Annotated in this window: 27 protein-coding genes and 1 pseudogene; 11 read left to right on the top strand and 17 right to left on the bottom strand. The window is 70.1% G+C overall.

Annotation, left to right across the window (positions count from 1 at the left end; all coding sequences use genetic code 11):
• Positions 1–63 precede the first annotated feature (63 nt).
• The gene (locus AC5DRG_RS31135) at positions 64–744 is read right to left on the bottom strand and encodes a UbiX family flavin prenyltransferase (RefSeq protein WP_491802792.1); all 681 of its coding nucleotides are present in this window, start codon (positions 742–744) and stop codon (positions 64–66) included.
• Positions 745–844: 100 nt separating this feature from the next.
• On the opposite strand from AC5DRG_RS31135, the gene AC5DRG_RS31130 reads away from it, so the two are divergent.
• A complete protein-coding gene (locus AC5DRG_RS31130) occupies positions 845–1447 on the top strand; it encodes a rhomboid family intramembrane serine protease (RefSeq protein ID WP_491802791.1) in 603 nt (200 codons plus the stop codon).
• 142 nt (positions 1448–1589) lie between these two features.
• Here AC5DRG_RS31130 and mqnP read toward each other — a convergent pair whose 3' ends face one another.
• Positions 1590–2492 (bottom strand): menaquinone biosynthesis prenyltransferase MqnP, encoded by a 903-nt coding sequence (gene mqnP, locus AC5DRG_RS31125; RefSeq protein ID WP_491802790.1) that lies wholly within the window; start codon positions 2490–2492, stop codon positions 1590–1592.
• A gap of 97 nt (positions 2493–2589) precedes the next feature.
• Positions 2590–4047 carry a menaquinone biosynthesis decarboxylase gene (locus AC5DRG_RS31120; RefSeq protein ID WP_491802788.1) on the bottom strand — a complete coding sequence of 486 codons (1458 nt, stop codon included), beginning with the start codon at positions 4045–4047 and terminating at the stop codon, positions 2590–2592.
• Positions 4048–4135: 88 nt separating this feature from the next.
• On the opposite strand from AC5DRG_RS31120, the gene AC5DRG_RS31115 reads away from it, so the two are divergent.
• Positions 4136–4465, top strand: coding sequence for a PLD nuclease N-terminal domain-containing protein (locus AC5DRG_RS31115; protein WP_491802787.1), 330 nt, complete (start codon positions 4136–4138; stop codon positions 4463–4465).
• A 101-nt stretch (positions 4466–4566) separates the two neighbouring features.
• On the top strand, positions 4567–5970 hold the full coding sequence (locus AC5DRG_RS31110) for a purine-cytosine permease family protein (RefSeq protein WP_491802785.1): 1404 nt from the start codon (positions 4567–4569) through the stop codon (positions 5968–5970).
• Here the strand turns inward: AC5DRG_RS31110 and AC5DRG_RS31105 are convergent.
• From AC5DRG_RS31105 to AC5DRG_RS31095, 3 genes are all read right to left on the bottom strand, one after another.
• On the bottom strand, positions 5951–7846 hold the full coding sequence (locus AC5DRG_RS31105) for a protein kinase domain-containing protein (RefSeq protein WP_491802784.1): 1896 nt from the start codon (positions 7844–7846) through the stop codon (positions 5951–5953). The genes AC5DRG_RS31110 and AC5DRG_RS31105 overlap by 20 nt on opposite strands.
• Positions 7847–8030: 184 nt before the next feature.
• On the bottom strand, positions 8031–8675 hold the full coding sequence (locus AC5DRG_RS31100) for a hypothetical protein (protein WP_491802783.1): 645 nt from the start codon (positions 8673–8675) through the stop codon (positions 8031–8033).
• Positions 8676–8733: 58 nt separating this feature from the next.
• Complete coding sequence (locus AC5DRG_RS31095) at positions 8734–9075, bottom strand: ArsR/SmtB family transcription factor (protein WP_491802782.1); 342 nt, start codon at positions 9073–9075, stop codon at positions 8734–8736.
• A 94-nt stretch (positions 9076–9169) separates the two neighbouring features.
• Here AC5DRG_RS31095 and AC5DRG_RS31090 point away from each other — a divergent pair, with 94 nt between their 5' ends.
• A complete protein-coding gene (locus AC5DRG_RS31090) occupies positions 9170–10144 on the top strand; it encodes a quinone oxidoreductase family protein (RefSeq protein WP_491802781.1) in 975 nt (324 codons plus the stop codon).
• 66 nt (positions 10145–10210) lie between these two features.
• On the opposite strand, the gene AC5DRG_RS31085 is transcribed toward AC5DRG_RS31090, so the two are convergent.
• Positions 10211–11023, bottom strand: coding sequence for a transthyretin-like family protein (locus AC5DRG_RS31085; protein ID WP_491802780.1), 813 nt, complete (start codon positions 11021–11023; stop codon positions 10211–10213).
• Between the two features lie 340 nt (positions 11024–11363).
• Between AC5DRG_RS31085 and AC5DRG_RS31080 the strand changes: the two genes are divergently transcribed.
• Complete coding sequence (locus AC5DRG_RS31080) at positions 11364–12134, top strand: DUF5995 family protein (protein ID WP_491802779.1); 771 nt, start codon at positions 11364–11366, stop codon at positions 12132–12134.
• Between the two features lie 38 nt (positions 12135–12172).
• Here the strand turns inward: AC5DRG_RS31080 and AC5DRG_RS31075 are convergent, their stop codons facing one another.
• Both AC5DRG_RS31075 and AC5DRG_RS31070 read right to left on the bottom strand, forming a co-directional pair.
• Positions 12173–12295 (bottom strand): DUF397 domain-containing protein, encoded by a 123-nt coding sequence (locus tag AC5DRG_RS31075; protein ID WP_491802778.1) that lies wholly within the window; start codon positions 12293–12295, stop codon positions 12173–12175.
• Complete coding sequence (locus AC5DRG_RS31070) at positions 12252–13196, bottom strand: helix-turn-helix domain-containing protein (RefSeq protein WP_491802777.1); 945 nt, start codon at positions 13194–13196, stop codon at positions 12252–12254. Before AC5DRG_RS31070 ends, AC5DRG_RS31075 begins: the two co-directional genes overlap by 44 nt.
• Positions 13197–13307: 111 nt before the next feature.
• Here AC5DRG_RS31070 and AC5DRG_RS31065 point away from each other — a divergent pair, with 111 nt between their 5' ends.
• Positions 13308–13946, top strand: a complete 639-nt coding sequence (locus AC5DRG_RS31065) for a DUF7848 domain-containing protein (protein ID WP_491802776.1) — start codon at positions 13308–13310, stop codon at positions 13944–13946.
• Between the two features lie 14 nt (positions 13947–13960).
• Here the strand turns inward: AC5DRG_RS31065 and AC5DRG_RS31060 are convergent, their stop codons facing one another.
• Together AC5DRG_RS31060 and AC5DRG_RS31055 are read right to left on the bottom strand one after the other, a co-directional pair.
• Positions 13961–14644 carry a hypothetical protein gene (locus tag AC5DRG_RS31060; protein WP_491802775.1) on the bottom strand — a complete coding sequence of 228 codons (684 nt, stop codon included), beginning with the start codon at positions 14642–14644 and terminating at the stop codon, positions 13961–13963.
• The gene (locus AC5DRG_RS31055) at positions 14641–15138 is read right to left on the bottom strand and encodes a sigma-70 family RNA polymerase sigma factor (protein ID WP_491802774.1); all 498 of its coding nucleotides are present in this window, start codon (positions 15136–15138) and stop codon (positions 14641–14643) included. Before AC5DRG_RS31055 ends, AC5DRG_RS31060 begins: the two co-directional genes overlap by 4 nt.
• 146 nt (positions 15139–15284) lie before the next feature.
• On the opposite strand from AC5DRG_RS31055, the gene AC5DRG_RS31050 reads away from it, so the two are divergent.
• Positions 15285–15425 carry a hypothetical protein gene (locus AC5DRG_RS31050; RefSeq protein ID WP_491802773.1) on the top strand — a complete coding sequence of 47 codons (141 nt, stop codon included), beginning with the start codon at positions 15285–15287 and terminating at the stop codon, positions 15423–15425.
• Here AC5DRG_RS31050 and AC5DRG_RS31045 read toward each other — a convergent pair whose 3' ends face one another.
• Complete coding sequence (locus AC5DRG_RS31045; protein WP_491802772.1) at positions 15426–16526, bottom strand: hypothetical protein; 1101 nt, start codon at positions 16524–16526, stop codon at positions 15426–15428.
• A gap of 104 nt (positions 16527–16630) precedes the next feature.
• Between AC5DRG_RS31045 and AC5DRG_RS31040 the strand changes: the two genes are divergently transcribed.
• Positions 16631–17113: a GNAT family N-acetyltransferase gene (locus AC5DRG_RS31040; RefSeq protein WP_491802771.1), complete on the top strand. Its 483-nt coding sequence runs from the start codon at positions 16631–16633 to the stop codon at positions 17111–17113.
• A gap of 30 nt (positions 17114–17143) precedes the next feature.
• On the opposite strand, the gene AC5DRG_RS31035 is transcribed toward AC5DRG_RS31040, so the two are convergent.
• Positions 17144–18256 carry a DUF6777 domain-containing protein gene (locus AC5DRG_RS31035; RefSeq protein WP_491802769.1) on the bottom strand — a complete coding sequence of 371 codons (1113 nt, stop codon included), beginning with the start codon at positions 18254–18256 and terminating at the stop codon, positions 17144–17146.
• A 162-nt stretch (positions 18257–18418) separates the two neighbouring features.
• Between AC5DRG_RS31035 and AC5DRG_RS31030 the strand changes: the two genes are divergently transcribed.
• Positions 18419–18796, top strand: a complete 378-nt coding sequence (locus AC5DRG_RS31030; protein ID WP_491802768.1) for a response regulator — start codon at positions 18419–18421, stop codon at positions 18794–18796.
• Positions 18797–18804: 8 nt separating this feature from the next.
• Here AC5DRG_RS31030 and AC5DRG_RS31025 read toward each other — a convergent pair whose 3' ends face one another.
• The 4 genes and pseudogenes from AC5DRG_RS31025 to AC5DRG_RS31010 all read right to left on the bottom strand — a co-directional run bounded on the left by AC5DRG_RS31025 (position 18805) and on the right by AC5DRG_RS31010 (position 23353).
• Positions 18805–19500, bottom strand: coding sequence for a response regulator transcription factor (locus AC5DRG_RS31025; RefSeq protein ID WP_491802767.1), 696 nt, complete (start codon positions 19498–19500; stop codon positions 18805–18807).
• On the bottom strand, positions 19497–21239 hold the full coding sequence (locus AC5DRG_RS31020) for a sensor histidine kinase (RefSeq protein WP_491802766.1): 1743 nt from the start codon (positions 21237–21239) through the stop codon (positions 19497–19499). Before AC5DRG_RS31020 ends, AC5DRG_RS31025 begins: the two co-directional genes overlap by 4 nt.
• Before the next feature lie 136 nt (positions 21240–21375).
• Positions 21376–21993 (bottom strand): annotated as a pseudogene (locus AC5DRG_RS31015) (SPFH domain-containing protein); the annotation flags it as partial.
• 79 nt (positions 21994–22072) lie between these two features.
• Positions 22073–23353 (bottom strand): PucR family transcriptional regulator, encoded by a 1281-nt coding sequence (locus AC5DRG_RS31010; RefSeq protein ID WP_491802764.1) that lies wholly within the window; start codon positions 23351–23353, stop codon positions 22073–22075.
• Between the two features lie 99 nt (positions 23354–23452).
• On the opposite strand from AC5DRG_RS31010, the gene AC5DRG_RS31005 reads away from it, so the two are divergent.
• Together AC5DRG_RS31005 and AC5DRG_RS31000 are read left to right on the top strand one after the other, a co-directional pair.
• Positions 23453–23911 (top strand): nucleoside deaminase, encoded by a 459-nt coding sequence (locus AC5DRG_RS31005; RefSeq protein ID WP_491802763.1) that lies wholly within the window; start codon positions 23453–23455, stop codon positions 23909–23911.
• The gene (locus tag AC5DRG_RS31000) at positions 23904–24908 is read left to right on the top strand and encodes an isopenicillin N synthase family dioxygenase (protein ID WP_491802762.1); all 1005 of its coding nucleotides are present in this window, start codon (positions 23904–23906) and stop codon (positions 24906–24908) included. The genes AC5DRG_RS31005 and AC5DRG_RS31000 overlap by 8 nt, the downstream gene beginning before the upstream one ends.
• Positions 24909–24996 lie beyond the last annotated feature (88 nt).

Raw genomic sequence — 24996 nt, 5'->3', positions numbered from 1 at the left:
GACGAGTTCCTGCAAAGTGATGAGTGGTACCGCGGCTCGCTGATGCGTGCGCTCACATACGGATCACGTACGTGAGCCACCCCCGAGCTCGCCCTCCCACCGCCGGTAGAGCCCGTGCCCGACGCCCGCCGCGTCGAGGACCCGCCCGGCGACGAAGTCCACCAGGTCCTGGATGTGCGTCGCCCCCGCGTAGAAGGCGGGCGAGGCAGGCACGACGCTCGCGCCGGCGTCGTCCAGTGTGACCAGGTGGCGGAGCGTCTGCCCGTTCAGGGGGGTCTCCCGCACGGTGACGACCAGCGTCCGCTTCTCCTTGAGGGTCACGCTCGCCGCCCGCTGGAGCAGATCCTTGCTCAGCCCGAGCGCGACTCCTGCGACACAGGCCGTCGAGGCGGGCACGACGATCATGCCTTTCGAGCGGTACGACCCCGACGAGGGCCCGGCCGCCAGGTCCCCGGCGCTCCAGTGCCGTACACGGTCGAGATCCACGTCGAAGGTACCGGGCTTGCCGTCGGCCCCCCGGGACAGCCATTCCCGCAGGTCGTCCTGCCAGTGGGCGTCCCGGAAGGAGATGCCGGTCTCGTCAAGGAGGGTCAGCCGGGAGGCCCGGGACACGATGAGGTCGACGCTCTCACCCGCGTCTAGGAGCGCACGCAGCACGGCAGCGGCATACGGGGTGCCGGAGGCGCCGGACACCCCTACGATCCAAGGCGTACGCGCCGTCTCTCCTGGCTTGACTCGGTTCACGAGTCCGAGCCTATCCGGCGTCGCGGGGTGGGAACCGGGCAAGGGGGCCCGGCCGTTTCCATGGTGGACGGGCCGAGTGGTGGGGGATGCCATGTCAGGTATGCGGATCGAGCGGACGGAGTGGTCGCGGGGCGACCGCGCGAAGGCCGCGGCGAAGTTGATGGTGGGCTGGGTGGCTCTGCTGTGGCTGCTCGAAGTGATCGACGTGGCGAGCGGCCACGCGCTGGACGGCCTGGGCATCACGCCCCGCACCCCCTCCGAGCTGGTCGACGTCGTCCCCGCCGCCTTCATCCACTTCGGCTTCGCCCATGTCGCCGCCAACACGGTGCCGTTGCTGGTCTTCGGCTTCATCGCGGCCCTCGGCGGCCTGCGCCGGTTCGCCATGGTCTGCGCGATGGTCATCGTCGCCGACGGTCTGGGCGTCTGGCTGATATCCCCGGCGAACAGCAACACTGCGGGCGCCTCCGGCCTCATATTCGGCCTCTTCGGCTTCCTGCTGGTGAGCGGCTTCGCCGAGCGCCGCCCGCTCGGCGTCCTCGCCGGCATGCTGATCGGCGCGGTCTGGGGCGGCGCGATATTGGCGGGGCTGGCCCCGACCCAGACGGGCATCAGCTGGCAGGGCCACCTGGTCGGGCTGGTGTCGGGGGTGGCAGCGGCGTTCCTGTTCAGGCGCCGGGCCGCCACGACGCCGGCGCTCGGCTAGGCCGGGCTTGGCTAGGCCGGACTTGTTGAAGCCGGGTGCGGAACCGCGCCGCTTTTAGGGGCGCGGGGCTGTATCTGATATGCGGCTCCGCCGCGTGGGCGCGACCAGCCCCCACCGGCCCGCAGACAACAAACCGCATGGCCTAGATGGTCAGTCCCCGCACCAGCAAATCAAGCAGCGCACACACGAACAGGCTGATCCCGATGAAGCCGTTGGTCGAGAAGAACGCCCGGTTGAGGCGGGACAGGTCGTGCGGCCGCACAATGCTGTGCTCGTAGACGAACGCACCCGCGACGATCAGCAGGCCGAACCAGAAGAACGTACCGGCGTCGGTGGCGATGGCGTACCAGACGAAGAGGATCGTCGTCACGGCGTGGCAGACGCGCGCGCCCCAGATCGCCGCCGGGATGCCGAAGCGGGCCGGGACCGACATGACGCCGATCTCGCGGTCGGTGTCGACGTCCTGGCAGGCGTAGATGAGGTCGAAGCCGCCGATCCAGATACCGACGGCGAGGCCCAGGATGACCGCGTCCCAGGACCACTCGCCGGTGATCGCCAGCCAGCCGCCGACCGGGCCCATCGCCTGGGCGAGGCCGAGGATGGCCTGGGGGAAGTTCGTGAACCGCTTGCCGTAGGGGTACACGACCATCGGGATGACCGCGACGGGGGCGAGGGCGAGACAGAGGGGGTTGAGCAGGGCCGCCGAGCCCAGGAAGATCACGACGGCGATGAGGGCACCCGTCCAGGCGTGCTTCACCGACATCGCACCGGTGACCAGCTCGCGGTGGGCGGTGCGGGGATTACGGGCGTCGATCTCCCGGTCGATGATCCGGTTGACCGCCATCGCGAAGGTCCGCAGCCCCACCATGCAGATGGTGACCAGGAGCAGCCGGCCCCAGTGGATGTTGCCGTCCCACATGAACATCGCGGTCAGCGCCGCGATGTAGGCGAAGGGCAGGGCGAAGACGGAGTGCTCGATCATCACCAGGCGCAGAAACGCCTTGGTACGTCCCGGTTGCGGGAGAGCGGCAGACGCGCTGCTCACAGGCCGTACTCCGTCCAGCGGCGATCGACCGGACCACCCCCGCGTCGGCGGGGACAACCCGCGCCGGGGCGACCGCTGACCACGATGTCCCGCGAACTCACAGCCCGTACTCCTTCCACCGCTTCGTCACCCGTTCGGATGTCTCCGGGTCTGACAGAACCATCTCGGGCCAGCCGCCGTCCCGCGTGTAGCCCTCCTCGGGCCACTTCCTCGTCGCGTCGATGCCCGCCTTGCCGCCCCAGAACTGCTGGTAGGAGGCATGGTCGAGATGGTCGACGGGACCTTCCACGACCGAGAGGTCGCGGGCGTAGTCCGTGTTGCCCAGGGCCCGCCACGCGACCTCGTGCAGATCGTGGACGTCGCAGTCGGCGTCGACGACCACGATCAGCTTGGTCAGGGACATCATGTGTGCCCCCCAGACAGCGTGCATCACCTTTTGGGCGTGCTTGGGGTACTTCTTCTCGATGGAGACGATCGCGCAGTTGTGGAAACCGCCCGCTTCGGGCAGGTGGTAGTCCACGATGTCCGGCACGATGATCTTCAGCAGCGGGAGGAAGAAGCGTTCCGTTGCACGGCCCAGCGGTCCGTCCTCCGTCGGGGGGCGCCCTACGACGATCGACTGCAGGAGTGGCCGCTTCCGCATCGTCACGCAGTCGATCGTGAGTGCCGGGAAGGGCTCCTGCGGGGTGTAGAACCCGGTGTGGTCGCCGAAGGGGCCTTCGGGGAGCATCTCGCCGGGCTCCAGCCACCCCTCCAACACCACCTCGGCCTGCGCCGGCACCTGCAGCGGCACCGTCTTGCAGTCCACCATCTCGATCCGCTTGCCGGCGATGAACCCGGCGAAGAGGTACTCGTCGATGTCACCGGGGAGGGGGGCGGTGGAGGCGTAGGTGACGGCCGGCGGGCAGCCGAAGGCGATGGCGACCGGCAGCCGCTCGCCCTTGCGCGCCGCGACCTGGTAGTGGTTGCGGCTGTCCTTGTGGATCTGCCAGTGCATGCCGATGGTGCGCTTGTCGTGGCGCTGGAGCCGGTAGAGGCCGAGATTGCGGACGCCGTTCTCCGGGTCCTTGGTGTGGGTGAGCCCCAGGTTGAAGAAGGAGCCGCCGTCCTGCGGCCAGGTGAAGAGGGCGGGCAGGGCGTCGAGGTCGACCTCGTCGCCGTAGAGGACGACGTCCTGTACGGGCGCGCTCTCGGACTTCACCTTCTTCGGCGGTACGTGGGTCATCGCGCCGAGTTTGCCGAAGGCTTCCCGCACGCCCACGAAGCCGTGCGGCAGTTCGGGGCGGAGCAGGCCGCCGATCTTGTCGCTGATGTCCGCGTAGGACTTCAGGCCGAGGGACTTCAACAGTCGGCGGTCGGTCCCGAAGACGTTCATGGCGAGGGGCATGCTCGACCCGCGCACGTTCTCGAAGAGCAGTGCCGGGCCGCCCGCCTTCTGGACCCGGTCGACGATCTCCCCGACCTCCAGATACGGGTCGACCTCGGCCTTGATGCGCTTGAGGTCGCCCTCGCGCTCCAGCGCCCGGAGCAGGGAGCGAAGATCGTCGTAAGCCATGTGTCCCAGTATCGGCCACCCGCTACCCTGGCCCCGTCACCGGGGCCGTTCCACGCCCTGTCGCCGCCTTCTGGGGGTCGCCGCCATCATGCTCAGGTATCTGCCCCTCCTGCTGGTCCTGGCCCTGTGGATCTACGCGTTCATCGACTGCCTGAACACACCCGAGCAGGACGTGAAGGGCCTGCCGAAGGTGGTCTGGGTGATCATCATCCTGCTCTTCGGCGAGGTGCTGGTCGGCCCGGTCGCGTGGCTGGTGGCGGGCAAGGTGCGGCGCGGACCGGGCAGCGGCACGACTCCCTTCTCTCCGGGCCGCCGCAACACCGGGTTCGTCGCGCCCGACGACAACCCGGAGTTCCTCAAGTCCCTCAGGGACGAGGAGGACAAGAAGGAACGCGGCGAGGAACCCAAAGCCGACTGACAGGTCGTAAGACCGACTGACAGGTTGTACGCCGACGAGCCTCCCGAAGCGGACAATGCGCCCCTGGGCCGCGCCCTGCCCGGGCCGGACACTTACCTCGCATGACGACTGCACCCGCCGACTCCGCCGGCACCATCGCCCCCGAATACGGTGACAAGGTCATCGCCGTAGAGACGGCGGGCTCGGAACCCATCCCCGATGCCGAACGGCACGGCAGCCCACTCCAGTTGCTGTGGACGTGGGCCTCGCCGAACATCGAGTTCGCTACCGTCTACATCGGTGTGATCTCGGTCCTCTTCTTCGGCCTGAGCTTCTGGGAGGCGACGGCGGCGCTGCTGCTGGGCACGGCGCTGGGATCGCTGACCCAGGGGATCCTGTCGCTGGACGGCCCGAAGTTCGGCGTCCCGCAGATGGTGATAGGCCGCTTCTCCTTCGGCTACAAGGGCAACCTCCTCCCGTCGGGCTTCAACGCCCTTGTGTCGGGGGTCGGTTGGTTCGCGGTGAACAGTGTGAGCGCGGCCTTCGCGCTCGACACCCTCACCGGTCTGAACCCGCTCCCCTCCCTGCTTCTCGTGGTGGCGGCGGAGGTCGTGATCGGCTTCATCGGCCACAACTTCGTGCACGCCTTCGAGAAGTACGCGTTCCCGGTGCTGGCGGTCATCTTCCTGCTGGCCGGCGTGTGGACGTTCAAGGAGGCGAACCTCGGCGGGGGCGGCACGGGCGGCGGCATCGGCGGCTTCCTGCTGGCGTTCAGCACGGCGTGGGGCTACGCGGCGGGCTGGAACCCGGGCTCGTCGGACTACTCCCGCTATCTGCCGCGCACGGCGAACAAGCTGCGGACGATCGTGTACCCGGCGGTGGGTCTGTTCGTGTCGATCGCGATCGTCTCGGTCATCGGCGCGGCCTCGGCGACGATCGTCGCCCCGCAGGACGCGACCCCGACGGCGGCCTTCACGGGCCACCTCCCTGGCTGGCTGACCAACCTGGTCCTGTTGGCGATCATCCTGGGCGCGATCTCCGCGAACGCCATCAACGTCTACTCGTCGGCGATGTCGATCACGGCCCTGGGCCTCAAGCTCCCCGCCTGGCTGGGCCGCAGCGCGATCGTCGTGCTGGCCGGTGTCGCGGGTACGGCGGCGGCGTGGGCGTCCCTGGACGACGCGGGGCACGCGTACGAGGCGTTCCTGCTGGTGATCGCGTACTGGGTGGGCCCGTGGCTGGGGGTCGTGCTGGTGGAGCGCTGGCTTCAGGCGCGGACGCCGGTGGCGGAGCTGGAAGCGCGGCTCGGGGACACCTCGTACGCCAACTGGTCGGGCCTGGCGGCCATGTTGATCGGCATCGCGGTGTCCGTCCCGCTCTTCTCGAACCAGGAGAAGTACGTGGGCTGGGTTCCGGAGAACTGGCCGGCGTTCGGTGACATCACGTGTCTGGTCGGGTTCGTGGTGAGCGCGGGGCTGTACTGGGCGCTGAAGGCGCGATCGCGGGTCACTGCTGAAGTGTCTTGAGTGTCTTGATCCGAGCGGCGGTCAGGGCCTGCCCGAAGACCCGTACGTCCTTGATGGCGCCGACGAAGAATCCGCTGGGCTGCCCGGCGTATTTCGCGCGGCCGATCACCAGGGGGCCGGTGGCGGCGGTCGGGTTGGTGTCGTCGACCTCGACTTCGAGGACGCCGTTGACGTACAGCCGCAGTTTGCGGGTGGCGCCGTCGCAGACGCCCGCAAGGTGCGTCCAGGTGCCCGGGGCGGGGACGGTGTAGCCGACCGCGCGGAGTCCGGGGCGGGCGAAGGCCCAGCGGTTCTCGGCTTTCGCGTACTGGAGGAAGAAGCCGCTGCCACCGCTGTCGCCGGGGACTTCCTGGCTGACGGCGGTGGCGAAGAACTCCGGTTCGGTGGAAAGGCAGACCCAGGCCGCGACGGTGAAGCTGCGGCCGGGCCCGGTCCTCAGCACCTCGCCGGCGGTGACGATCTGGCTGGTCTTCCCGTCGAACTCGGCGGCGCCGTCCTGGCCGGCCCGCCACAGAACGTTCGTGGCGGTGCCGTCGTCGCCGCCGACGGTGTCCCTCGCGACGGTGCCGGAGGCCTCGTCGAGCGGCCAGACGGCCACGGCTTCCGCGCGACGGACGGTGGCGGAGGCGGAGGCGCTGCCGGTGGCCTGCTTGCCGTCGGCGCCCTTGCCGTCGACTTGGTCTCCGCGCTCGGACCGGCTGAGCCAGAACCCGGCTCCGGTGCCGAGAGCTGCGACGGTGACGGCTCCGGAGACCAGGAAGGCGCGGCGGCCACGGCGGCCGGGAGCCGGCGCTGAGGCGCTCGGGCCGGTCGGCGTGGCGGGCGGTGTCGGGGCCGGGGTGGGGGCCGTATCCACCTGCGTGGACGGGTGGTTCGGGTGATCCGGGTGCGCCTCGTGCGGGTGAGGGGCTGCCGGGTTCCGGACCGTGGTCGAGTCAGAACCCGCGGCCGTACGAGAATGTGAGGCCACCGGCGGATAGGAGGCCACCCGGGGATCCACGGGCGTGCCGGCGTGGGCATGGGCGTGGGCGTGGGTGGGGTCGGCGGCGGTCGGCCAGTGTCCGGCGGTCGCGTCCGGGCGGCCGACCGTGGCGAGGATGTCCCGGGGTGTGGGGCGCAGGGCCGGGTCCTTGGCGAGGCAGGCCGAGATCAGGGAACGTAGGGCCGGGTCGTCGATCGCCTCGGTGTCGGGTTCGTTGTGGACCACGCGGTACAGGAGGGCGGGGGCCGGCCCGGCGCCGAAGGGGTTGCGGCCGGTTGCCGCGAAGCACAGGACCGTGCCCAGGCTGAAGACGTCGCTGGCCGGGGTGATCTCGGCGCCTGCGACCTGCTCGGGGGACATGAATCCCGGCGAACCGGTCAAGTGCCCGGTCCTGGTGAGGGAGTCGGCCTCGATGGTGCGGGCGATCCCGAAGTCGATGACCCTGGGTCCGTCCTCGGCGAGCAGCACGTTGGAGGGTTTGAGGTCGCGGTGGACGAGGCTCGTGGCGTGGATCGACCTGAGCGCCTCGGCGAGCCCGGCGGCGAGGGCCAGCACGGTGGCCGAGGCGAAGGGCCCCTGTTCGTCGACCGCCTGCTCAAGGGAGGGCCCGGCGATGTAGCTGGTGACCAGCCACGGCAGGTCCGCGTCCGGGTCCGCGTCGACCACCGGGGCGGTGAAGGCCCCGCTGACCATCCGGGCCGCCGCCACCTCGCGGCGGAAGCGGGGGCGGAACTCGGGACGCCGGAGCAGTTCGGCGTGCACCACCTTGACCGCGACGAGCCGTCCGCCCGGGGACCGGCCGAGGAAGACCCGGCCCATGCCGCCCGTGCCGAGCCGGCTCAGCACCTGGTAGTCCCCGACGGCGCGCGGGTCTCCCGGCTCCAGCGCTGCCACAAATCCCTCCAGGGTGCGTCCCCGACGTACTCTGCCGCCTCCCTGGCCACGGCGATGAGTGGGGTTGCCGTGACTCCGGCGGCCTGTGCGGGCGCGTACAGCATAGAGGGACTTGATGACGGGCAGCTCGAAACCCCGTCCCCCATAAGACGGTTCGACCGCTTACCTCCCGGTTCGTCAACTCCTACGTTCCGGCGTCGTCCTGCGCCTGTTCCACGTGCCGGACCTTGATGTGACGGCCGCCGAACTCCGCCTCGATGACGGGCTCGGCCTTGTCCGGGTCGTCGACGCCGACATGGACGTACCCCCGCTCGTCCACACCGACTTCGCGCAGCTGGAAGGTGCCGTCCCAGCGGTGCATGTCCTCGCTGATCCGGTCGGCGAGGCCGTCGAGGTCCTTGCGGTTGGCGTCGGTGTCGTGCAGGCGCAGGGTGACGCCCTTCTCGGCGGCGGCGCAGACGTCGGCGTCGAAGGCGGTGGAGGGTATGCGGTAGACGTCGGCGGCGTTGTCGTGCTGGTCGACGGAGAGACCGGTGAAGACGGCGGAGTGCTGCTTGTCGCCCGCCTTTTGGATGTAGAAGAGCGTCCGAAAGAGCGGGGTGTCGTCGGGATTATCGGGGTTGTCGGCAGCGGATGCGGTGCCGCTACCCGTAGGCGCGGGCCGAGTGCCGACGCAGGTCTTCGCCGCCGCCACGGGCTCGGCTTTGAGGCCACCCTCGCTGTGGCCGGTCTCCAGGGCATCGACGTAAAAGGCGGCGCCCACCGTCACCACCGTGACGGCGGCCGCGGAAGCCCAGATGCGGTACCTCTTATTCCCCTTGTTCTCCATGTCCCCCTCCGTCCCTTTCGGTCGGTCGGCACTGTGACGCCGGAAGGGACGGAGACGTTCAGCTGACGTCGTCCTCGTGCAGAACGAGTGCGAGGAGACCGGGAAAACGGGCGTCGAACTCGTCCCGCCGCAGCCGGTTGACCCGCTTGGGCCCCTCGTCCCGCTGCTCGACGACCCCGGCAGCGCGCAGCACCGAGAAGTGATGACTGAGGGCCGCCTTGCCGACGGGCACATCGAAGGTGCCGCAACTGCGCGACCAGTCCTCCGACGCGGCCAACTCCCTTACGAGGGTGAGGCGTACGGGGTCGGCGAGCGCGGCGAGCGCGGTCTGGACGGGGACGTCGTCGGGGTGGGTGTGCTGGGGGGCGGCCCGATGACCGGTGCCGGTGCTCTGTGCCACGCGGGCCTCCCTCACGGGGTTGCGGAGTGTTCGATGAAAACCATACAGTCACGAGTGTTCGCTTTCCATTGAACAGTCGAGCGGAGAGTCCGGCATGCGCGCGGTCGAGATCCAGGAGTACGGCGGTCCCGAGGTCCTCAAGACGGTGGAGGTGACCGTCCCCGAGCCGGGCCCCGGGCAGGTGAGCATCGACGTGGCGTACACGGGCGTGAACTTCGCCGACCTGAAGGCACGGTCGGAGGGCTACCGGGTGCCTTCGCTGCCCTTCCGCCCCGGGCTTGAGGTCTCCGGGCGGGTACGGGCGGTCGGCGCGGGCGTCGAGGGGGTGACCGTCGGCCAGGAGGTGGCGGCCCTGACGGAGAGGGGCGCGTACGCGGACGTGGCGGTGGCAGAGGCGGCGACGGTCTTTGCTGTCCCCGGGGGCATGGACCTCCGCACGGCGGCGACCCTCCCGACGGTCCTGCCAACGGCGTACGCCCTCATCCACACGGTGGGCCGGCTCCAACCCGGCGAGACGGTCCTCGTGCAGGGCGCGGCGGGCGGAATCGGCACGGTGGCGGGGCAGTTGGCGAAGGCGGCGGGCGCGGGCACGGTCTACGGCGTGGTGTCGAGCGCGGCGAAGGCGTCGTATGCGCGGGAGTACGGCTACGACGAGGTGTTCGTCGGCGACTTCGCGGCTCCGGTACGGGAGGCGACGGCCGGCCGGGGAGTCGACCTGGCCCTGGACCCGGTGGGCGGCGAGACCCTGCGAGCCGGTCTGGCTTCACTGTCGGTCTTCGGCCGACTGGTCTCCTTCGGCAACGCGAGCTCGGCGGAGCCGTGGAGCGTGGGCCAGCCGGACCTGTACCCGACGGGACTCTCGGTGAGCGGCTTCTCGATCCTGTCGCTGGCGAAGACGGCCCCGGCGGAGCTGCGGAGGTTGACTGAGCGGGCCTTCGCGACTGTGGCGGACGGGACGGTTTCGCTGCCGGTGACGGCGGAGTTCGGGTTGGAGGAGGCGGGGGAGGCGCATCGGGTGATGGGGGCGCGGGCGAGTACCGGGAAGTTGCTGCTCAGGGTGACGGCGTGACGTGAGCACGGGCTCGTACGGGTCACCTCCGCGTCGCGCGAGGGTGACCCGTGGAGGCGTGAAGGGCTACGGGCGAGGGAGTGAGGTGTTGGTGATCGGGAGGGGCTTGTGTACGCCCGCCACGTAGAGGTCCGTCGGGGCCATGCGGAGTGCGAATGTGTCGTCGTAGCCCGAGACGCGTACGGACATCACGAAGAAGCCGTCCTCCTCGGCGGTCGTCTTCACGTCGTACTCGCTCTCCCAGTAGGTCTGCAGGAAGATCTCGGTGCCCTGGGGCTCGACGCCCTTGGGGAGGGTGACCTTGCCCTGGACGGTGAGGATGTCGCCGGCCTTCACCCTCTTCTTGTTGACCTTGTAACTGACGGAGCTGGACTGGGCGTTGGCGGCCACGGTGGTGTCCGCGTAGTAGCCGTCCTGCGGGGTGTTGAGGTCGCCGTCCTCGTCGTAGAGGGCCGTGATCTGTACCTCGTGCTGGACGTTGAGGAGGCTGCTGCCGCTCACGTGGTCGATGTTGACGTCGGGGATGGTGAACTTCCCGGTGGCGTCCGTGACCGGCTTGCCCAGGTCGCGCGGCTCGTAGTACGTGGGGTCGATCGGGTCGCCCCACGGGTTCCAGGTGGTGAAGCGGACGACTTCCTGGATGGTGACGGGGATGTTGGGCGCCGGGGTGCCGTCGGCCTTGGTGACGGTGCCGGTGACGTCGACGTGGCGGTTGTCGAAGTCGGTGCTGGTCGGGTTGGTGCTCACGGTCAGCACGTAGGTGTCACCGGGGGCGGCATCCGAGGACTCCGCCGAGGCGGCGGGCGCGGACAGTGCGCCCGCGGCGAGCAGGAGCGCGGCGGCTGCGGCAAGGCGCGTCGGCAGGGACGTTCTGGGCACGGGTCAACTCCGAGTTTGGTCGGGACTGGAGAAGTTGCGCCGAGCGGCACCGGTTCCGCCGCGGCGCGGGTGTGCGACGCATCAGGTTCGACCGGCGGGGCGGGGCGCGAGTTGCCCCCTGTGTGGCGACTGTTACGCGACTGTGGCAAAAGGTGGCTTTTTCCGGATTACGAGTTCACCTGGACGTCCGCCGCAGGCCGCCCGCCTGTCGTCCAACCCCCATGGCCCCACGCGTAGTTCCGTTCGCCGGTGGCGGTGGCCGGACGGGGCTTTAATCAACACTGCGCGCAGCAGTCGGAGCGTGCGGGCCGAACTAGGGGACCCTGAAAGGGAGTTGGGCATGGAAGCAAAGAACATCGACGAGGTCGTGGACGGGCTTGCCGGGATCGTGCGGGAGGCCGGCCGCGACAGTGACCGGGTCGGGTACTTCGCGGCGCTGTACCGCCAGGTGACCGTCGAGGTCCGTACGGCCATCCACGCCGAGCTGTTCGACGACGGCGCCCGAATGGACCGTTTCGACACGCACTTCGGCAACCGCTACTTCGAGGCGTACGACGCCTGGCGCCGCGACCGGAGCGGGCCGCGCTGCTGGCGCGAGACGTTCGGGCTGCTCGACGACTCCGACACCGTCATCGTCCAGCACCTGATACTCGGCGTGAACGCGCACATCAACCTCGACCTGGCCGTCGCCGCCGCGCGGACCAGCCCGGGCAAGGCCATCCACGAGCTACGGCACGACTTCCTGCTGATCAACGACATCCTCGCGCGGGTGGTACTGGTCCTGGAGGACTCGGTCGGCGCCCTCTCACCACTCCTGTCACTGCTGGACAAGGTCGGCGCCCGCACCGACGAGCAGATCCTCGACTTCAGCGTCCGTCAGTCCCGCGAGGAGGCCTGGTACAACGCCGTACTGCTGGCCGGCCAGAACGAAGAGGAGCGCGAGGCCACCATCAAGCGCCTCGACATCCGGGCCGCCGTGCTCGCCCGGTTGATAACGCGCCCGGGCCTCCTGGTCCGGCCGGCCCTGGAGTTGATCCGGAGGACGGAGAGCGATGACGTGCCAGCGGTCATCGCCCATCTGGACAACGCCATGGAGCAAGCCGCCGGGTGAAGGCCACGCGGTCCTGCCGGAGCGGATCTGGCTGTCGGTCAGCGCAGAGCCGAAGTGAACGCCGTCCAGGCGGAGTTGGTGACGATCAGGACCGGGCCGCCGGGGGCTGCCTTGCTGTCACGGACGGGGACTACGGCGGGGAAACCGGGGGCGATTTCCACGCAGTTGCCGCCGTTCTCGCCGCTGTAGCTGCTCTTGATCCAGGTCGCCGCGCCGAGTTCGTGCCTGTCCATGGTGCTCGTACTCCTCCATCACGTCGCTGATCAGAGCGGCGGATTCGCGGGCTGACGGGATGTCCGCCCTGAGCACATCATAGGTCTGGCTATGGCGCGCGAAGCCTCCCGGATCGTCGTTGAAATGGCCACGGTCCAGCGACTCCGAGTACACCCACCGGTGCCCGTCGGCCAGCTCGATCAACGACATGGAAACGTTAGGGCGCAGAAGTTCGGGATAGCTCGCAGGGGCCACCTGGATGCGGATGTTGGGGCGTCGCCCAACGCTGAGCAGATGGGCACACTGGTCACGCATGACCTCCGACCCTCCTACCGCGTTGCGCAGACAACTCTCGTCCAGGACGGCGACGTACAGCGGACCGTCCTCGGCGAAGAAGCGCGGTTGGCGGCTGAGCCTGGCACGAACGCGCTCCTCCACCTCGTCACCGCTCGCGATCCGGGAGAACAGTGCGTGCGCGTAGCTAGGTGTCTGCAACATGCCTGGGATGACCCGCTCCTGATACTCCCGCAGCGCCACCGCCTTCGCATCCATCTCGGCCCGGCGCTCGAACCAGTCCGGATGCTGCACCTCCGGATACCAGTCGATGCGGCCCCACATCTTGGCCAACACCCCACCCGTACCCAGGACTTCGTCGCACTTCTTGGCGAACGCCTCCGTCGGCACCCGTGTCCCCGCCTCGACCCGGGCCACGTGGGACCGGTCGCACGGGACCTCTTTCGACAGCGCCTCCTGCGTGAGGAACGCAGCCTCGCGGAAGTGCCGTAACAGGTCGCCGAACAGGACGCCGTTACCGGCCCCGCCCGCCCCTTCGGCATTACGTCGGGTCACAGAACCAGCCTCCCCCTCCGTGACAGTGGCCCAGTGGCACGCGTCAAGCGTTGATACGGACCGTTCCCATGCGCGACGCTCGATACACCCAGAGTTACGAAAGGTACGTGAATGGAACCGGGAACGATCGTCTACGACCCTCAGACGCGCAAGGTGGGCGAATACCTGGACAGGACAGGCCCGTTCGCGATGCTGCGCCCGCTCGGGGGCGGCCGGGAGTGGGAGGCCGACCCGGCGCGGATCCGCCCGGCGACACCGGAGGAACGGCTGAGCGCGAGCGTACGGGCGGCCAACTCACGTTCAGGGAGCGGGAATTCGGCACCGGAGAACACGGTGGACATCGGCACGCCCCCCTCCCCCGTCCCCGACTGCCCCGCCTGCGCCGACCTCGCCGCGCTCCGGGACGACGCCCGCGCCCGTGGCGACGGCACCGCCGAGACCGACGCGAACGTCCTGCTGCGCAGGCACGGGCGGCGGGACCACGTCGGCGGAGGAGCCGACGAAAGACTGGGCTACCGCCCCCGCCGGATCTTCCGGTACGTGCCGTACGCGATCGTGCAGGACCCGGCCGCGGAACCCGAGTACGAGGCCCGTTGCGTGTCGGGCGACGACGCCGACTGCGGTGCCGTTTCCGGGCGTTGCGCCGACCCGGCGGACGTCGAGGAGTGGCAGCGCAGGCACACCCAGGAGACCGGCCACACCCGTTATCGCCGTAGCTTCGCCGATTACGCGGTGCTGGAGTCACAGTGAGGGCTTGCGCCGGGTCAGCCGAACTTCGGCAGGTCGGTGCTGCATTCCAGCGGGGTGTCCTTGGGCACGATCCGCTCCACGGAACCCGGACGCCCCTGGGTGATCTCCAGCTGGGCGGCCGACAGATACCCGATGAAGAGCTGCTTCCCGGCGGGCATGGCGGCGGGATCGAAGTCGAAGACGACCCGGTCGTCGCCCTCTCGGTGAGCCGTGCGCACGTTCTCGACGCCGGGTCCGGAGCCGTGCCTGTCCAGCGTGGCCGGGTCGTCGGGCCCCTTGCAGAACTCGCCCTCCTTGATGAGCACCGGGAACCCTGCGTCGTCCAGCGCCTTCTCCAGCCCGGTGTGGTCCTCGAAGTAGGCCTGTTTGTCCCAACTCACCCGGACCGAGCCGTTCTTGAGGCTGTCCACGGTGTAGGCGGCCGTACGCACGTGGATCGTGCCCGCCCCGGTGGCGATCTCGTCCGACGACGGGGGCGGGGTGGACGGGTTGCCGTACGTCGGCACGCCGAGCGCCAGCCCGACCACGGCCGCCACACCCGCCACGGCGACGACCCGCCGCCTGCGTCGCCGCGCCCGTCCCTCGGCGACGATCAGCTCGACGGGAGTGTCGAGAGTGACATCGCTCAGAGAGTCCCTCAACGATTCCGTCAACGCTTCCAGTACGAGTACGTCGTTGTCCTGATCCCTCATGCTCATGTGCCGGCCTCCGGGGTGTCGGTGGTGGGGACGAGGTGGCCGCGCAGGGTCGCGACGGCCCGTGAGAGGTGGGCGGTTACCGTGCCCGGGGCGATACCCAGGGCCTTCGCCGTCGCCTCAGTGTCGAGGTCGAGGAAGACCCGGAATGCGATCACCTCCCGCTGGCGGCACGGTAGTTGACGCAGCAGCACCATCAGCGCCGGATCGAGGCCGGACTCATCGGGAGGGATGTCGGCGACGTCGTACCCGTCGCCGAGCGCGACCTCGCGCCGTCGCCGGCGCCACCAAGAGATACGGGTGTTGAACGCCGTACGGACGACCCACGCCCTCGGCGCGGGATGCCGGCCGACCTTCGCCCACGCCATCCACGCCCGCGTGAACGCCTCGGCAACCAAATCCTCGGCAAGCTGCCGCTCCCCCACACCGGCAAGCACGGCCCTGAGGCACACGTCCCGGCTACTGCTGTAAAACTCCGCGAACTCCAGCTCCTTCACACTCCCTATACGCCGTGGGCCGGGGTTGCGCTTACTTGGGCCGGGGGGAGGATTGGCGGGCCGGGAGTTGACGGCCCGGGGGGTTGGCTGGGCTGATCGCCGGTTGGTGGCGTGGGCGTGGGGCCGCCCGCTTCTTGGTCAGTGTCGTGCTTCCGCGATCCGCGTCAAGGGCGCTGCGCATCGGCTGTCTCGGTACGGCCGGGAAGCGCGTCGGCTTCTTCAAGGCGACCGGCATCCCGGACGCCGATCACATCAACGTCACGGTGACCGTCTGGCAACTGCCCTGATCAGCTCACCGCGACGGAGTCCGTCGCGTCGTCGGCGGTCTCCGCACGGCCCGCCGCCAACCGCAGCGTCACCGCAGCCGCGACCCCCGCCGCCAGACCGAAGGTCACCGCGGCCGGTACCCCGCCGCCCAGGCCGGCGAACAGGTGCAGCCAGCCGTAGCTCAGGCTCGTCCCGTCCGTCACCATCCGCAGAAGTTGGCTCGCCAGCAGCCCGAGGACGGTCGCGCAGACCGCACCAACCGCCATCACCGGAACCGTGGCCCGGGAGACCAGGCCCGGCAGCAGCCGCAGCGCCCACCACACCACGGCGAGCAGCAGCACGTCGGCGGCCCGGTACAGCAACCAGTCGCTGAGCGGCGCGCCCGCCGGTCCCGCCCAGGCGCCGAGCAGCAGCCACTGCCGCAGAAGGTCACCCGGTTCGGCGAACAGCCTGCCGCCCGTGAAAGCCGTCTGGATGGCGGCCGCGACCGACTCGTACGAGAGGACCACCAGGGACAGCGCGATCACCACCGTCCCGACGGTGGCGGCCAGCCGGGCGGCGCGCGCCGGGACGGTCCCCCGCGACGCCACGCCGGCGTCCTTGGCAGTGACCCGCGCCACAAGCACCGTCCCCACCGCCGCGACCAACCCGGTCACCACCACGATCTGCCGCCCGGAAGAGATCACGCTCGCCAGTTGGGGAAGGAAGCGGTAACTGCCGTGCCCCTGCGAGGCGATCAGCCAAGGCGCGGAGACCGTCACCGCCAGGGTCCCGGCCACCAAGCCCCAGGCCCACACCGCGAGCAGCGCGGCCGGCATCCGACCCTCCACCGGCGGCAGACTGCGGACCAGGAGCAGAGCCCCGGGCACGAAGAAGACGAAGACCGCGGCGAACCGGATCTGCAACGCGGTGTGGTACAGCCCGAGATACTGGACCGAGGTCGAAGGATCGTACGACCAAGGGGTCAGCCAGCGCTCAAGCTCCGCGTCGGCCTCGATGCCGAGCACGCCGGTGCTGCCCGGCAGGTGCAACGCCTCCGCACTCGCCCCCGCCCACCACAGAAGCACCGTGAGCAGCAGAGCTCCGACCAGTGCTGGTATCGCCGCGCGCCGGTATGTCATTGAAGTGCCCCCGTTTCAGTCGCCCACCCGTGGATGATCGGCACTGCCAGCGCACCACCCTCAACTCACCCCGCGCAGGCCGCCGTTCACCCCACAATTGATACATGGACAACATCACGATCCGGCCCGCCGGCCCCGAGGACATGGCCGCCGTAGCCGAACTCCGATGGCAGTGGATCACCGAGAACCGCGACATCAAGGACACGTCCGACACCGAACACGACGACTTCGTACGCCACTTCGCCACCTGGGCCCGCGACAACGCCTCCTCGCACACCTGCACCGTCCTCACCCGCGGCGGCGTCGTCATCGGCATGGCATGGCTGGCCATCCTCCAGCGCGTGCCCACCCCCCGCGCCCTGCACCGGGCTTCGGGCGATCTCCAGTGCGTGTACGTCGTACCGGAGGAGCGGGACGGCGGCCTGGGCGGGCGGCTCATCGACGCCGTACTCGCCAACGCCCGCGCAGCCGGCGTCCAACGGGTCACCGTGCATTCAAGCCCTCGCGCGATCCCCGCCTACGCCCGCTGGGGCTTCGAGAACTCCCCCCGCCTCATGCACAACCACGTGGCCCCCGCACCCGGCTGAGGCGACGGTGCCATCGCCCCGCTCCCGGCGTCAGCCGCCGGCGGACGGACCGCCGGTCTCCCCGCTGCTGTCGCCGCCCCCGATGTCCCCCGTGGGTTCCGGGGTGACCGTGCCGATACCGTCACTCGCGACGGTCAGCGTCACCAGGGAGTCCGCCGGAGCCTCGGTCCCCTCCTCCGGGCTCTGTGCGATGACCGTGCCGGGCGCCGCCGTGTCGGTCACCTCCTCGGTCGTGGTGACCTGGAAGCCCTGGGCCTCCAGGGCGAGTTGCGCGTCTACGAGGAGTTGGCCCCGTACGTCGGGGACCGTGACCGTCTCCGCCGTAGAGGTCGACGAAGCCGTAGACGTAGGCGTGGGCGAGTCGGTGGGCGCGACGGACTCGTCGTCCGGGTTCGGCGCCTCCGACAGGACCTCGTCCTCCGTGCCGTCGGAGCCCGCCTCCCGGGCCAGTCCGGTGTCCTGGTCCTCGACATCGACGAGTTGGAAGACCTCGACCGGGTCTTCCTCCGGCGCCGCCTTGACCTTGGCCACCTTCTTCGAGTCGTACGACGGCCATTTCTTGTTGCGGTCGTCGAACTTCACGTCGGCGGCGTCGATGTCGTCCTCGAACGAGGACAGCGGGTTGCCGCAGCTGCACTGGACGGCCGGCCACCCCAACTGGTCGACCAGGACGGCGATTCCCGCCTCCAGCAGCGCGTCGAAGGCGTCGGCCTTGCCCTTCTTGAAGTCGTGGTTCTTGACCAGGGTGTCGGCGCGCAGCAGGACCGGTGTCAGGTTCTTCACGAAGCCCCTGATCTCGCCGACGTCGTCCAGGCCCTCGACGTCGGCCCACTCCTTGGCCTTGCCCCGGTTCTCCGGCTTCTCCAGGAACTCGACGAGCTTCGCCTTGTCGCAGTGGCCGGCGTCCCGGGTCCCCCCGTACAGACCCGGGGCGCCGCCACCTATCTCCCCCGCGATGTAGTCCATCGCCACCCCGATGGCGATGTCGGTGCCGAGCCGCACAAAGAAGGGCGCCGGGCTCGTCACTCCGCGCGCGACGGCGCGTACGGCGACCTTGTCGCACCTTGCAGCCAGCATGCCGAGGACGGCCAGAACCAGCGCGAGCGCGATGGCCGTACGTCCCCTCCCCCGTTTGCGTTTCATGGTCTTCCTTCTGGCTCCTTCCATGTCGCAGGTCGGCGAACGGTCACGCCAGTGTGGGTGCCTGGCGGGGGCGGGCACATCGTGGTCCGCACGGGATCCGCGGGGCAGGGATCCGTGCCCGCACGGATGACGCGGCCGGTCGTCGGCGGTGACCATGGGCCCATGCCGCGCACCGTGCTGATCGTCGACGACGACCCCGGATTCAGAGCCGTGGCACGGGTGTTGCTGGAAGCGGACGGCGACTTCGCGGCGGCGGAGGCGGGTTCGGGGGCCGAGGCGCTCGTCGCCGTGGTGCGGGAGCGGCCGGATGCGGTGCTGCTGGACATCGGGCTGTCGGAGGGGGACGGCTTCGAGGATGGCTTCGCCGTGTGCCGGGCTCTGCACGGGGTGGCTCCGACGACGGCGGTGGTGCTGTGTTCGGCGCGGGAGGCCGAGTTGTACGGGGAGCGGATCGCCCGGTCCCCGGCTGTGGGGTTCCTCGCGAAGGAACGGCTGTCGGCGGCGGCGCTGACGCGGCTGGTCGCGCCCGGCAGACGCTGAACGTCGGTTCAGTCGTCGGAGGCCAGGTACATCAGCACCGCGCGCACCCGGCGGTCGTACATCTCCTTGGCCTCGGGCCTCAGGCCCAGCTTGTCGAAGACGGTGTTGACGTGGTCCTCCACCGTCCTCTTGCTGATCGACAGTCGTGCCGCGAGCGCCGAGTTGGACAGCCCGCGTGCCATGAGTTCGAGCACCTTGAGCTGCTGCTCGGTGAGGTCGGCCAGGCGGTCGCGGCGGCGTGGGGTGCGGTAGAGGGCGCGCTGGATCTCGCCGTCGATGGCGTATCGGCCGGCGCCGACCTCGTCCACGACCTCGGTGACGAAGTCCGCTCCGGTGACCCGCGACTTGAGCTGGTAGCCGATGCCTCCGGCGGCGGCCGCGGGCCCGGCCTCAAGGAGTTGCCGCAGATGGGTCAGCTCCATGTCCTTGGACAGCAGCAGGATGCCCACCGACGGATGGGCGCGGCGGATCTCCACGGCCGCCCGTAACCCTTCCAGGGTGTGCGTGGGCGGCATTCTGATGTCGACGACGGCGAGGTCGGGCAGGGTGTCGGCGACCGCGGTCCGCAGTCCGCGCGCGTCCCCGGCCCGCGCGGCGATCTCGTGGCCCTCTTCCTCCAGGATGATCGCGAGTCCCCGCAGGTAGACCGGGTCGTCGTCGGCCAGCACGATGCGCAGCCCCCGGGAAACCGTGTCAGCCGTCATACCAGCTCGCCCTTCTCTCTCATGGCCCTGGTGGGCAGGGTTACGGCGACGACCGTGCCCTCGCCGGGGCGGGAGCGGACGGTCAGTCTGCCGTCGTACGCGGAGACCCGGTGGCGCAGTCCGAGCAGGCCGGTGCCACCGTCCGCCGGGTCCGCGCCGCCGACGCCGTCGTCGGTGACGCTCAGGCTCAGCACTCCGTCGGCGTGCTGGAGGTCGACGCGGACGGCGGCGGCGTCGGCGTGCTTGAGCACATTGCTGATCGCCTCCTTCACGACGTAGTACGCGGTGAGTTCGACCGGCTCCGGCAGCTCGGGCAGTCCGTCGGCGTGCAGGTCGACGGGCAGGGGCAGGTCGGCGGTCAGCGAGCGCAGGGCCGGCAGCAGCCCGGCCTCGCTCAGCACCACGGGGTGGATACCGCGGGCGGCCACGCGGAGTTCGGCGTGCCCCTGCTCCAGCGTGGCGAGCGCGTCGTCCAACATCCCGGCCACCGCCTCCGAACCGCTCGCCTCTCGGTCCAACCGGCGGCGGGCGATGCGCAGTTGGAGGCCCAGGTTGATGAACTTCTGCTGGGCCCCGTCGTGCAGGGCCCGCTCGACCTCGCGCCGCTGCTCGTCGCCGGCCTCGATGACACGGCGGCGGGAGGTGCGGAGTTCGGCGACCAGGGTCTGGTTGTCCAGCTCCAGTGCGGCGGCGGAGACGACCGCCTCCAGGACGTACCGGTCCTCCCGCAGCGCCGGGTCGTGGACGAGGATGCCGACCCGCCGCCCGCCGCGCTCCAGGACGCTGGTCCACTGCCCGGGCCCGGCGGTCAGGGGCCTGCCGTCGGTGTCGACGTAACCGTCCCCGTCGGGTGCGGGGAAGCCCAGCTGGAGCGACTCGTCGTCGAGGGTCCTGGCGAGTTCGTCGCGCAGATGACGGTGGGAGGCGAGCGGCAGCCGGCGCAGCAGTTCGGCCACGGCGGTCCGGCCCAGCCGGATCCGCCACACGCCGGCGAGGAAGGCGAGCGGCAGGCACAGCACCGACAGATGCGCGGCCGTCAGCAGCGCGGGGTGCGACCACTCCCGGTCGGCGCCGAGCGCCGCGTCGAGCCCGGAGGCGAGACCGCCCACCAGGCCGACAGCGAGCAGCGGGGCGAGTTCGCGGCGGTAGGGCCGGGATGCCTTCGCCCAGCGCCACAGCAGTACGGCGACCACGGCCGCGCTGACGACGAGCTGCACCGCGTCGGTCAACCGGCCGAGCCACGGCACGTAGTGCACCAGCAGCAGGTTCTCGGTCACCGAATCGTGGAAGAACACCCCGGCCGGTTGGAGGACGAAGGCCACCCCGCAGCCGACGACGAGCAGCACCCGGTCGGCGACGGCGGCGACCGCGCCGTCGTCCTCACGGGTGCGCAGCCGGCCGTAGGGAAACACCAACAGCAGCGGGATCAGGAAGCCGGTGGACGCGGAGCGCAGGAACAGGCCGACGGTGTGTGTCAGCGGGTCGGTGGAGATCTGGAGGTCCTCCGCGAACCAGCCGATGCCGACGAGCAGCATCAGCAGTCCGACCACGTTCCCGGGCCGCCGCAGCCGCGCCAGCAAGCCGGCCCCGAGGTACAGCCCGCCGACAGCCCCCGAGAACAGCGTCGAGGTGGAGTCCTCATACCGGTCGGGTGAGGTGACGACCAGGACGTAGATCCCGAACGCGGTGCCGGCCGCGGCGAGGAGGACTGCGGTGCGCTGCGGGGACAGGCCTGCCATAACCGCCTCCCCCGTGACGGCCGTTCACGTGCGCTTCCGTGTGTTCACGGTACGGGATCGGTGGACAGCCGTACGGAGTTTTCATCTCACCCGGTGCTCATATCCCGTCGCGGTCGGCAAGGATGTCGGCCACGTCCCGCTCCGTCCGCGCCCGCAGCAGCGCGGCCTGTCGCTCGCCTTCGGCCCGCAGGATCGCGACGCGCTTGTCGGTGTAAGCGCGCATCTCCTTCTCCGTCGCCTTGCGGGCTGCGGCGGGCAGCTCGATGGTCTTGAGCTCGATGCGGTTGACGCGGGTGCCCCACTTACCGGTGGCCTCGAAAAGGACGCCGTGCAGGGCCGCGTTGATCTCCATACGGGAGGACAGGACGCGCTCCAGGTCCATGCCGCCCAAGATCTGGTGCAGGGTGGTGGTGACGAGCTGCTCGATGGCCTCGACATGGCTGGTGACTTCGTACGTGGCAGACCGCGGGTCGGTCACTTGGAAGTAGACGACGCTGTCGACGCTGAGGACCACGTTGTCCTGGGTGAGGAACTCTTGGGGCGGGAACGGCACGATCTGTTCGCGGAGGTCGATGCGGTTACGGACTGTGTCGAGGAGCGGCACCACGATGTTGAGGCCCGCGTTGAGCGTCCGCGTGTAGCGGCCGAAGCGCTCGACGACGGCGCTGGTGGCCTGTGGAACAGTCCGGAGGCAGATCAGCAGGAGAAGGACGAAAGCCCCTCCGGCGATCAGGAACACGTGGCCCGTTTCCATCGCGACTCCCCCCGTTCCTCGGGGCGTCTGGGCGCGCCCGTCGGATGCCGCTGTCCGGAGTGTCCCAGACCGCCCGGTCTCAGGCCACCGTCCGCAACCCGCCCCCCGCCGAAGCCGCCCCCATCCCCCGCACCACCCGATGCGCGCAAGCCGCCGCCAGCAACTCCCCCAGCAGATCCGGATCGCCGATCTCCAGGCCCAGCAGGGACTCGATCCGCTCCAGCCGCTGATACAGCGACTGCCGGCCTATGTGCAGCAGCGCCGCCGTCCGCGTAGGCGAGCAGCCGTGCCGCAGATGTACTTCCAGCGTCCGCACCAGGTCGCTCGGATGCGCCGCCTCCCACGCCAGGAGCGGCCCCAGCGCGTGCTGGACCAGGCGGGCGAGGCGGTCGCGGTTGGCGTCGACGCCGCCGCGGGTCAGCTCCCGTTCCAGGGCCAGCGCGCGGGACGACGTCACCAACGGGCCCTCGGGGGCGGCTGGTTCGGCGGCCGGGACCGTGAGTGCCAGCTCCAGCGTCGTACGGGCCGCCCGCAGCGTGTCGCTCCAGCGCAGCCAGCCGCTGCCGGCGGCCACGGCATGGCCGACCGCGACGGTCACGCCCGGGTCGGCCGCCGCGCGGAACGCGTCCTGCACCGCCCGTACGGGATCCCGCGCGCTGCCCGGGCGGGACTCCGCGCCGGGCAGCGCGAGCAGGGCGAGTACGTCGCCGGGAAAGGCGGCCCGCAGCACTCCCGCCCCGCCCAGCAGCCGTACCGCCCGATCGACCGTGCCGACCTCGCGCGTGCCGTGCAGCGATACGCCGATCAGCCGCGCCCCCGGCCCGGGGTGGAAGCCGGCCAGCGCCGCCCGCGCCTCCACCTCCGGCTGGTTCAGGGCCTGACGGTCCGCGAGATCGGCCAGCAGCGCCGCCGTGTGGTCGTCGCCCCATGGCCGTACGACGGAATGCCGGCCCGACAACCCCCGCGCCACGATCGCGCGGTTCGCCGCCTCCGTGATGCGGACGAAGGGCACGACGCGGTGGAGAGCGAGGAGGGGCAGGCCCAGGCGGCGGGCCTCGTCGGTCACCTCGGGCGGCATCGACGGCAGGGAGCGGCCCACCTCGACCGCGAGTCCGGCCGCGTCCCGGGCCGCCAGCTCCCGGACGTACCGCCGACGGATCCCCTCGTCCGCGTCAATCAGGCCGAAGCCGTTGGTCAGCAGGAGTTCGCCGCCGTCGAGGAAGTTCGCGCCCTCGTACACCTCGCTGGAGTGCACCCAGCGCACCGGGCGGTCCAGGGCGCTCTCGCCTGCGAGCAGCTCGGGCTCGGCGGATCGGACCGGGTCGAGGGCCAGTACTTCACGGAGGGTGAGCGCGGGCACGGGTACCTCCAGGGCGCTGACAGTTCGTCCGGCGGCGGGATGCCCGGAGAGTACTTTCCGCACGTTGCCCTCGTGTTTCGGCCACAGGAGAGTGAAGACATGGAGCTCATGGATCAGGCACTGGCACGCACCTGGCTCGCCACCGCCGTCGAGGAGGCCCGCGCCGGGCTCGCCGAGGGCGGCATCCCCATCGGCGCCGCGCTCTACGGAGCCGACGGCACCCTGCTGGGTCGCGGCCACAATCTGCGCGTCCAGGACGACGACCCGTCCATGCACGCGGAGACGTCCGCCTTCCGGGCGGCGGGACGGCAGCGGTCGTACCGGGGAACGACCATGGTGACGACCCTCTCGCCCTGCTGGTACTGCAGCGGGCTGGTCCGCCAGTTCGGCATCTCCCGGGTCGTGGTCGGCGAGGCCGCCACCTTCCACGGCGGGCACGACTGGCTGGCCGAGCACGGCGTGGAGATCGTGCTGCTCGACGATCCCGAGTGCGTCGAGATGATGCGCGACTTCATCAAGAACAATCCGGCCCTGTGGAATGAGGACATCGGTGAGTAGCACCCCTACGGCGCCCCGTGCCGCCCATGCCCCGCGTATCCCGCGTATCCCGACCATCGATCTCAAGCCCTGGATCGGCGGCGACCCCGACACCCGCGCCGCCATCGCCCGTACCGTCGACGAGGCCCTCCAGACCGCCGGATTCCTGCTGGTCACTGGGCATGGCGTCGATCCGGCGCTGCGGTCCCGGATCCGGGAGGCCGCGCGTGCCTTCTTCGTCCTTCCCGTCGATGCCAAGGAGCCGTACAGCGCCAAGGTCGGGGGGCGCGGGTGGCTGGGACCCGGTGCCGAGGCCAACGGTTACTCGGAGGGGACCGAAACCCCGCCGGATCTGAAGGAGTCGCTCACCTTCGCCACACACGAGCCCTTCGAGGACCCCGAGATCAACGCCGAGTGGTACGCGCCGAACATCTGGCCCGCGGAGATCCCGGAACTCCAGCAGCTGTGCGAGGAGTACCTCGCGCGGATGGCCGAACTGGAGAAGGAGCTGCTGTCCCTCCTCGGCGAGGCCCTCGGGCTCGACGCCGACTTCTTCTCCAAGCACATGGACCATCCGACGTACGGCTTCAACATCAACTGGTATCCGGGGACCGAGGTGATCGGCGAGCCGCAGCCGGGGCAATTCCGGATCGGCCCGCACACCGATTTCGGGACCGTCACGATCCTCGACCGGCAGGCCGGGAAGGGCGGGCTCCAGGTGTTCACGGACGAGGGAGGATGGGAGGACGCGCCGTTCGACCCCGAGGCCTTCACCATCAACATCGGTGATCTGCTTGCCCGTTGGACCGGAGATCGGTGGCGTTCGGGACGGCATCGCGTCCTGCCGCCGCCCGCCGACGCACCCGCCGAGGAGTTGATGTCCCTCGTCTACTTCGGCGAGTGCACCCCGGGCACCCTCGTCGAGTCCCTGCCGGCGCCGGTCGGGCGGGTGGCGTACGAGCCCGTCGACTCGCACGCCTACCTGCGGGAGAAGCTGGACTCGATCACGGTCGACTGACGGTCCGACAGTTTCGTAACCCAACAGACACGACGCGATCTAGTCCGAAGCAACTCCCCCTCATTAACCTGGTATTTGGGACGCTTGG

The sequence above is a fragment of the Streptomyces sp. JLBG701 genome, assembly GCF_058544905.1.
This window is presented reverse-complemented; position numbering and strand designations above follow the sequence as displayed.